Raw genomic sequence first — 8,059 nt, forward strand, 5'->3', positions numbered from 1 at the left:
GCCCCTGTCATTTTTCATTTTCGAAGTATGAAGCGTTGTCTTTGGTTATTTTTTCGAGGGTGGAGTCGAGTCTTTTGAGGTGTTGCATTCCGTTGGCGACGGCGGTTTCGGGGTCTCCTTGGAGGATGGCGGTTGCGATGGCTTCGTGGTCTGCGAGGAGCTGGGGCATGCGGTCCTGTTTGGCGAGGCCGAGCAGGCAGAGGCGGTCGACCTTGGCCTTTTCGGCGGCGATCACCTCGAAGGCGAAGGCGGCGCCGGCGATGGTGCAGAGGGCGCGGTGGAAGGCGTAGTCGAGGGCGCTGAAGCCATGGGCGTCGCCGGCGGCGAGGGCGGCGCGCTGGCGGGAGAGTTCCTGGGTCAGGGCCTGGCGGGCGGCGGCCTGGGTCTCGGCGGCGGCCAGGGCGGCGCGGCGCAGCACCTCGGCCTCGACGGCGGCGCGGACAAAGCGCGACTTCTCGATCTCGCGGGCCGAGAACCGCTTCACCTCGGTGGCGCGCTGCGGCCGGATCAGCAGCAGGTCGAGATTGGCCAGCCGGGTGAAGGCATCGCGCACCGGCTGGCGCGAGACGCCGAAGCGGGCGGCGATCTCGGCCTCGGAGATGCGGTCGCCGGGGCGCAGGCGCAGGGCGTCGATCTCGGCGCGCAGGTGGTCGAAGATCTCGTCGACGGCGGTGCGCCGGTCGCTGGACAGGCTGTGTGGCATCCCTCGGGTCTCCCTGTGCGGGGCCGGCGGCTGCCCCCTGATGGCTGTGGCTGCGGCGCCGGCGCGCCGGGCCCCCTGGGGGGGCTGGCGGGCGCCCTGCCGAACTTCATACTAGTATTCCAGATTTGTTACTAGTATACCAGTCTTAAGTTAGCCCCGAATCGCACCGCCATGCAACTGATTGGGGGCGGCATCCGCACAGGCGGGACCGGCGGGGGCCGGGCGCCGGCAACTTTAACGGAGGAGAGGACATGTCGGGAGTTCGTTTGGAGGGCATCGTCAAGGCCTATGGCGCGGTGCAGGTGGTGCATGGCATCGACCTCGAGGTGGCGGAGAAGGAGTTTGTCGTGCTGGTCGGGCCCTCGGGCTGCGGCAAGTCGACGACGCTGCGGATGATCGCCGGGCTGGAAGAGATCAGCGACGGCGATCTGACGATCGACGGCCGGCATGTGAACCGGGTGGCGCCGAAGGATCGCGACGTGGCGATGGTGTTCCAGAACTACGCGCTCTACCCGCATCTCAACGTCGCCGACAACATCGCCTTCGGGCTGCGCATCCGCAAGGAAAGCAAGGACCACATCGCCGCCTCGGTCGACGAGGTCGGCGGCATCCTCGGGCTCACGCCCTATCTCGAGCGGCGGCCGGCGGATCTCTCGGGCGGCCAGCGCCAGCGGGTCGCCATGGGCCGTGCCATCGTGCGCCGGCCCAAGGTCTTCCTGTTCGACGAGCCGCTGTCGAACCTCGACGCCAAGCTGCGCACCCAGATGCGGGCCGAGATCAAGCGGCTGCACAAGCGGCTCGGCGCGACCTCGATCTATGTCACCCACGACCAGGTCGAGGCGATGACCCTGGCCGATCGCATCGTGGTCATGCACGACGGGCGGATCGAGCAGATCGGCAGCCCGATGGAGCTCTTCCTGAACCCGGCCAACACCTTTGTCGCGGGCTTTCTCGGCTCGCCGCCGATGAACATGATCCGCGCGCAGGTGGTGGCCGGCGATCGCGGCCCGGTGGCCGAGTTCGACGGCCAGCGCATCCAGCTGCAACCGATCCCGTCGTTGCAGAACGCGGTCGGCCAGACGGTCATTCTCGGCATCCGGCCCGAGTTCGTCGCGGTCGCCGGTGCCTCCGACCCGACCCGGGTCGGCCTCGATGTCGATCTGGTCGAGACCCTGGGCTCGGAGGCGCTGATCCATGCCAGCCTGCAGGGCGAGCCCTTTGTCATCCGCACCGAGACGGTGGGCCAGATGCACATCCTCGACGGCATCTCGGGCTTCACCATCGCGCCGCATCTGATCAAGGTCTTCGACGCCGAGACCGGCCGGACGCTGCCCGGGCAGGTGCTGGAACAATGAGCAACGATCCCAACTTCACCGGCGCCGCCGGCCCGGCGACCGAAGAGCTGATCTTCGACGCCTCCGAGGCGCGGCGCGCGCGCCGGCCGAGCCGCATCCAGAGGGTGGGCGACCACCTGCGCCGGGAATGGCAGCTCTATGTCATGCTGATCCCGACCATCCTGTGGCTGGCGGTCTTTCTCTACAAGCCGATGTACGGGCTTCAGATCGCCTTCAAGGATTACTCGATCTTCCGCGGCGTGGCGGCCAGCCCCTGGATCGGCTTCGAGCACTTCCAGACGCTGTTCGGCAACGACCAGTTCCTGCGAGCGCTGAAGAACACCATCATCATCTCCTTCTACGGGCTGCTCTTCGGCTTTCCGATGCCGATCATCCTGGCGCTGATGTTCAACGAGATCCTCAAGCAGAGCTTCAAGAAGACGGCGCAGACCATCGTCTATCTGCCGCACTTCATCTCGAGCGTGATCATCGCCGGCATCGTGATCACCGCCTTCAGCCCCTCCGCGGGCATCGTCAACACCTTCCTCGGCTGGATCGGGGTGGAGCCGATCTACTTCCTGACCAAGCCCGAGTGGTTCCGGCCGATCTTTGTCGGCACCGGCATCTGGCAGGAGGCGGGCTTCCAGTCGATCGTCTATCTGGCGGCCATCGCCGGGGTCTCGCCGACGCTGTATGAATCGGCCGTGGTCGATGGTGCCAGCCGCTGGCAGATGATGTGGAAGATCACCATTCCCTCGATCCTGCCGACGATCATCATCATGCTGATCATCCGCATCGGCAACATGCTCGAGATCAGCTTCGAGATGATCATCCTGCTCTATCAGCCGGCGACCTACGAGACGGCGGATGTGGTCAATACCTTCATCTACCGCCAGGGCATCCAGGGCGGGCAATACGATCTGGCGGCGGCCGCGGGCCTGTTCAACGCGGTGGTGGCCTTCGTGCTGGTGATGACGGCGAACACGATCTCCAAGCGCTATTCGCGCACCTCGCTCTGGTAAGGGAGGACCGGACATGACCAACATGAACCTCTATTCGCGCGGCGACAGGCTCTTTGTCATCGTCAACATGGTGCTGATCGGCCTGTTCACCATCTCGACGCTCTATCCCTTCATCTACATCGCCTCGATGTCGATGAGCACCGGCTTCGAGGCCCGCGCCGGCAATGTCATCCTGACCCCGGTGGGCTTCACGCTGGAGGCCTACAAGCAGGTGCTCTCCGAGCCGCTGTTCTGGTCGTCTTACGCCAACACCTTCATCTACACCATCGGCGGCACGCTGATGAGCCTGGCCTTCATCATCCCCGGCGCCTATGCGCTGTCCAAGCCGCAGCTCTACGGCCGGCGGTTCTGGAACCTGGTGGTGGCCTTCACCATGTGGTTCAACGCCGGCCTCATTCCGTTCTTCCTGAACATGCGCGATCTGGGCCTGCTCGACAGCTACTTCGGCATCATCATCGGCTTTGCGGTCAACGGCTTCAACATCATCCTGCTGCGCAACTTCTTCGAGGGCATTCCGCGGAGCTTCGAAGAGGCCGCGCGGATGGACGGCGCCAACGAGTTCCAGGTGCTGTGGAAGGTCTATGTGCCGCTTTCCAAGCCGGCGATCGCCACCGTGGCGCTGTTCTGCATCGTGTCGCGCTGGAACGGCTTCTTCTGGGCCATGGTGCTGCTCCAGGACGAGGACAAGATCCCGCTCCAGGTCTATCTGCGCAAGGTGATCGTCGAGCTCTCGGACGACGAGGAGTTCGCCACCTCGCTGCTGACCGCGGCCTATTCGGTCGAGACCGTGACCGCGGCGATCATCGTCTGTTCGATCATCCCGATCCTGATGATCTACCCCTTCCTGCAGAAATACTTCTCCAAGGGCATCCTGCTCGGCGGGGTGAAGGAGTGAGCGGCGCCCGGACAGGGCTCCGGCGGAGCCCTGTCCGGGCGCGAACGCCCGAGGCCCTCCCGAGGGCCTGGCAACCGAAGACCGAATGAATTCGCATAAAGGGAGGACACCATGCGAAACCTGTCACTGACCATGCTGGCGACGACGGCCTTGACGGCGGCCATCGCCGTGCCGGCGTCTGCCGAAAGCCATCTGCCGATCACCGAGGAGCCGCTCGAGCTGACGATCCACATGCATTGGCCGCGCGCCCAGGGCTATGGCCCCGGCGGCGACACCTCGAAGCTCTACCCGGTCGAGGAAGTGGCCCGCGAGAAAACCAATATCCACCTGATCGACCAGACCTCGGGCCGCAACACCAAGGACAACAACGAGGCGATGAACCTGCTGCTCGCCACCGGCGATCTGCCCGACATCGTCGGCGGCAACCTGATCAAGCAGCCGGTCAACCAGTACGGCCCCGAGGGCGCCTTCGTGCCGCTCAACGATCTGGTCGAGGACCATGCGCCCAACATCAAGGCCTGGTTCGACGACCATCCCGAGATCTGGGATGCGATCAAGGCCTATGACGGCAATGTCTATTACATCCCCTATCTGCCGGACGGCAAATACGCCCGCGCCTGGTTCGTCCGCCAGGACTGGCTCGACGCGCTGGGGCTGGAGGCGCCCGACAACGTGGAAGAACTCTACGACGTGCTGGTGGCCTTCCGCGACCAGGACCCCAACGGCAACGGCGTGCAGGACGAGATCCCCTTCTTCGTGCGCGACTGGGAAGAGGTGCTGCGGCTGCTGACGCTCTGGGATGCGCGTTCGACCGGGGCGGATGTCTATCACCAGTTCTACGTCAAGGACGGCCGCGTGGTGCATCCTTACGCCCAGGAGGCCTATCGCGACGGTCTGGCCAATATCGCGCAATGGTACGAGGAAGGCCTGATCGACCCCGAGGTCTTCACCCGCGGCTCCTCGGCGCGCGACTATCTGCTGGGCGAGAACCTGGGCGGCATGACCCATGACTGGTTCGCCTCCACCAGCGGGTACAACGTGGCGCTGGAAGACAAGGTCGAAGGCTTCAACTTCATCCCCTTCCTGCCGCCGAAATCGGTCTCGGGCGTGCGCATCGAGGAAAACCGCCGCATCCCGATGAAGCCCGACGGCTGGGCGATCTCCTATTCCAACGACCATCCGGTCGAGACCATCAAGTACTTCGACTACTGGTTCTCGGAAGAAGGGGCGCTGCTCGCCAACTTCGGCGTCGAGGGCAAGACCTGGGACATGATCGACGGCGCGCCGGTCTACAAGGACGAGGTGCTGAGCTCGGGCCAGCCGGTCAACAGCCAGATGTATCTCGAGGGCGCGCAGGTCTATCGCGGCTACCCGCAGGACTACCGCTACGAATGGCAATGGACCCGCGACAGCGCGCGCAAGGGCATCGAGCTCTATGACACCGAGGACCTGCTGATCGAGCAGTTCCTGGGCGTCGCCTTCAACAAGGAGGAGCAGGAGGTCTACGACCGGTACTTCCCCTCGATCCAGACCTACATGCTGGAGCGCCAGCAGGCCTGGATTCTCGGCTCCGGCGACATCCAGGAGGACTGGGACAGCTACATCGAGACCCTGAACAAGATGGGTTACGAGGAGGTGCTCGAGGTGATGAACTCGGCCTACGAGCGCCAGTACGGCGGCTAGGCCAGAGCCCCCCGGACAGACCCGCCTGCGGCCGTCGCCGGCCGCAGGCTCCCCGAATCTTCCCCGCAAGCAACAGGATATCCCGATGCCCGGCGCCACCGCCCCCACGCTCGACGAACCCAGAACCGGCCGCCTGACGATCCAGTATGCGCCCGACGCGGAGACCCCGATCGTCGAGAACCCGCCGCGCTTCACCTGGCTGCCGGTGATCGAAGACGAGGCGCTCTATCTGCTGCGCCTGTCGCAGGACCCGGCCTTTCCCGCCGCCGAGACCCGAACCCACGGGCCGGTGCCGCTCAACTTCTTCACCCCCGACCGGGTGCTCGAGCCCGGCACCTGGCACTGGGCCTATGCGGTCTGCGACGCCGAGGGCCAGCCGGTCACCGGCTGGAGCGCCACCCGGCAGTTCACTCTGGCCGAGGGCTTGCCGGAAACCCCGCTGCCCGGCCGCGCCAGCCGCTTTGCCGAGGCCCCCGAAAGCCACCCGCGGCTCTGGCTCGACGCCGCCCGGCTCGAGACCTTCCGCAAGGCGGTGAAGGCCGATCCCGACCATTGCACCTGGGCGCGCTTCTACGAGAAATCCGTCCTGCCCTGGATGGACCGCGAGATCACCCGCGAGCCGGCGGGCTATCCCGGCCACCAGCGCACCGCGCCGGTCTGGCGCCAGACCTACATCGAGTTGCAGGAGGTGATCTATGCCATCCGTCACCTCGCCATCGGCGGCCAGGTGACCGGCGACCAGGCGATGCTCGACCGCGCCAGGGACTGGCTGCTGGAGGCGGCTTCCTGGGATCCGATGGGGGTGACCAGCCGCGCCTATACCGACGAATGGGCCTACCGCGTCACCAATGCCCTGGCCTGGGGCTACGACTGGCTTTACGACCAGCTCTCCGACGACGAGCGCAGGCTGGTGCGCGACGCGCTGCACGAACGCACCCGCGACATTGCCGAACATGCCATCCTCAACGCCAAGATCCACCTCTTTCCCTATGACAGCCATGCCGTGCGCTCGGTCTCGCTGACCCTGGTGCCGGCCTGCATCGCGCTCTTGGGCGAGGACGAGGGCGAGAACGGCAGCGGCGAGGCCCGCGACTGGCTGAACTACTGCATCGAGTTCCTCGCCACGGTCTATTCGCCCTGGGGCGATGCCGATGGCGGCTGGGCCGAGGGCACCAACTACTGGATGATGGGCATGGCCTATCTGATCGAGGCCGCCAACCGGCTGAAGAGCTTTGCCGGCATCGACCTCTACCAGCGCCCCTTCTTCCGCAACACCGGCGACTTCCCGCTCTATTGCAAGGCGCCGAACACCCGCCGCGCCACCTTCGGCGACGACAGCACCCAGGGCGATCTGCCCTGCATCAAGACCGGCATCAACCTGCGGCAATACGCCGGCGTCACCGGCAATGGCGCCTATCAATGGTACCATGAGGAGCTGGCCCGGCTGAACCCCGGCACCGAGGGCGCCTTCTACAACTGGGGCTGGTGGGACACCCATTTTGACGAGCTGACCTATCTCACCGACTTCCCCCTGGTCGAAGCTACGGATCCGCCCTCGGGCATGCGCCACTTCAAGGGCATCGGCTGGGTCGGCATCCAGCACGAGATGGCCGACCCCGACCGCCATATCCAGTTCGTGTTCAAAAGCAGCACGTTCGGCTCGATCAGCCACAGCCACGGCGACCAGAACGCCTTCTGCCTGGCCGCCTTCGGCGAGGACCTGGCGGTGCAATCGGGCTATTACGTCGCCTTCAACTCATCGATGCACCGCAACTGGCGGCGCCAGACCCGGTCGAAAAACGCCATCCTGATCAATGGCAAGGGCCAATATGCCGACAAGGACAAGGCCCGCGCCATGGCCGCCACCGGCACGATCCTCGCCGCCGAGCAGCGCGACGACCACATCTACATCCACGGCGACGCCACCGCCGCCTATCAGAGCCTCTCGCCCGAGGTCACCCGCGCCGGCCGCGAAGTCTACTTCGTGAACGGCAGCTACTTCGTCATCGTCGACAGCGTCGATGCCGACGCAGCCGTCACCATCGACTGGCTGCTGCATGCCAACCAGCCCTACGACCTCGGCCGGACCTCCTTCCGCATGACCGGCGAGACGGCGGGCTTCTACGGCCAGGTGGTCTGGTCCGAGGCCGGCAAGCCCGAACTCAGCCAGGTCACCGGCTTCCCCGGCGTCGACCCGGCCGATTACGCCGGCCTGCCCGAAAGCACCTGCCTGCACGCGACATACCCCGCCGCCAGACGCCACCGCATCGCCACCCTGCTGGTGCCCTACCGGCGCTCCGAACCCAAACGCATCTTCAACTTCATGGACGACCAGGGCTACGACGCCGACCTCTACTTCACCGACCCGGACGAAAACACATTCAAAATTACCCTCAAAAAACTCGCAAAATCATGAGCCGAG

General features: G+C 65.3%; 6 protein-coding genes. 5 read left to right on the forward strand and 1 reads right to left on the reverse strand.

What is annotated here, in order from left to right; translation table 11 throughout:
* Positions 1-7: 7 nt before the first annotated feature.
* Complete coding sequence (locus tag PVW49_RS23400; RefSeq protein WP_274591766.1) at positions 8-703, reverse strand: GntR family transcriptional regulator; 696 nt, start codon at positions 701-703, stop codon at positions 8-10.
* A gap of 251 nt (positions 704-954) precedes the next feature.
* Here PVW49_RS23400 and PVW49_RS23405 point away from each other — a divergent pair, with 251 nt between their 5' ends.
* From PVW49_RS23405 to PVW49_RS23425, 5 genes are all read left to right on the forward strand, one after another.
* The gene (locus PVW49_RS23405) at positions 955-2,058 is read left to right on the forward strand and encodes an ABC transporter ATP-binding protein (protein ID WP_048532124.1); all 1,104 of its coding nucleotides are present in this window, start codon (positions 955-957) and stop codon (positions 2,056-2,058) included.
* Positions 2,055-3,059: an ABC transporter permease gene (locus PVW49_RS23410; RefSeq protein ID WP_082154489.1), complete on the forward strand. Its 1,005-nt coding sequence runs from the start codon at positions 2,055-2,057 to the stop codon at positions 3,057-3,059. The genes PVW49_RS23405 and PVW49_RS23410 overlap by 4 nt, the downstream gene beginning before the upstream one ends.
* 13 nt (positions 3,060-3,072) lie before the next feature.
* Positions 3,073-3,954 (forward strand): carbohydrate ABC transporter permease, encoded by an 882-nt coding sequence (locus PVW49_RS23415; protein WP_048532123.1) that lies wholly within the window; start codon positions 3,073-3,075, stop codon positions 3,952-3,954.
* A 111-nt stretch (positions 3,955-4,065) separates the two neighbouring features.
* The gene (locus PVW49_RS23420; protein WP_244526490.1) at positions 4,066-5,637 is read left to right on the forward strand and encodes an extracellular solute-binding protein; all 1,572 of its coding nucleotides are present in this window, start codon (positions 4,066-4,068) and stop codon (positions 5,635-5,637) included.
* Positions 5,638-5,722: 85 nt separating this feature from the next.
* A complete protein-coding gene (locus PVW49_RS23425) occupies positions 5,723-8,053 on the forward strand; it encodes a DUF4962 domain-containing protein (RefSeq protein WP_274591767.1) in 2,331 nt (776 codons plus the stop codon).
* Positions 8,054-8,059: the final 6 nt, after the last annotated feature.

The organism is Marinovum sp. PR37 (assembly GCF_028807375.1).
GTDB lineage: Bacteria > Pseudomonadota > Alphaproteobacteria > Rhodobacterales > Rhodobacteraceae > Marinovum > Marinovum algicola.

Coding starts and splice junctions, on each gene's coding strand:
- PVW49_RS23405 (WP_048532124.1), top strand. CDS start 955: ATGTCGGGAGTTCGTTTGGAGGGCATCGTCAAGGCCTATGGCGCGGTG.
- PVW49_RS23410 (WP_082154489.1), top strand. CDS start 2,055: ATGAGCAACGATCCCAACTTCACCGGCGCCGCCGGCCCGGCGACCGAA.
- PVW49_RS23415 (WP_048532123.1), top strand. CDS start 3,073: ATGACCAACATGAACCTCTATTCGCGCGGCGACAGGCTCTTTGTCATC.
- PVW49_RS23400 (WP_274591766.1), bottom strand. CDS start 703: ATGCCACACAGCCTGTCCAGCGACCGGCGCACCGCCGTCGACGAGATC.
- PVW49_RS23420 (WP_244526490.1), top strand. CDS start 4,066: ATGCGAAACCTGTCACTGACCATGCTGGCGACGACGGCCTTGACGGCG.
- PVW49_RS23425 (WP_274591767.1), top strand. CDS start 5,723: ATGCCCGGCGCCACCGCCCCCACGCTCGACGAACCCAGAACCGGCCGC.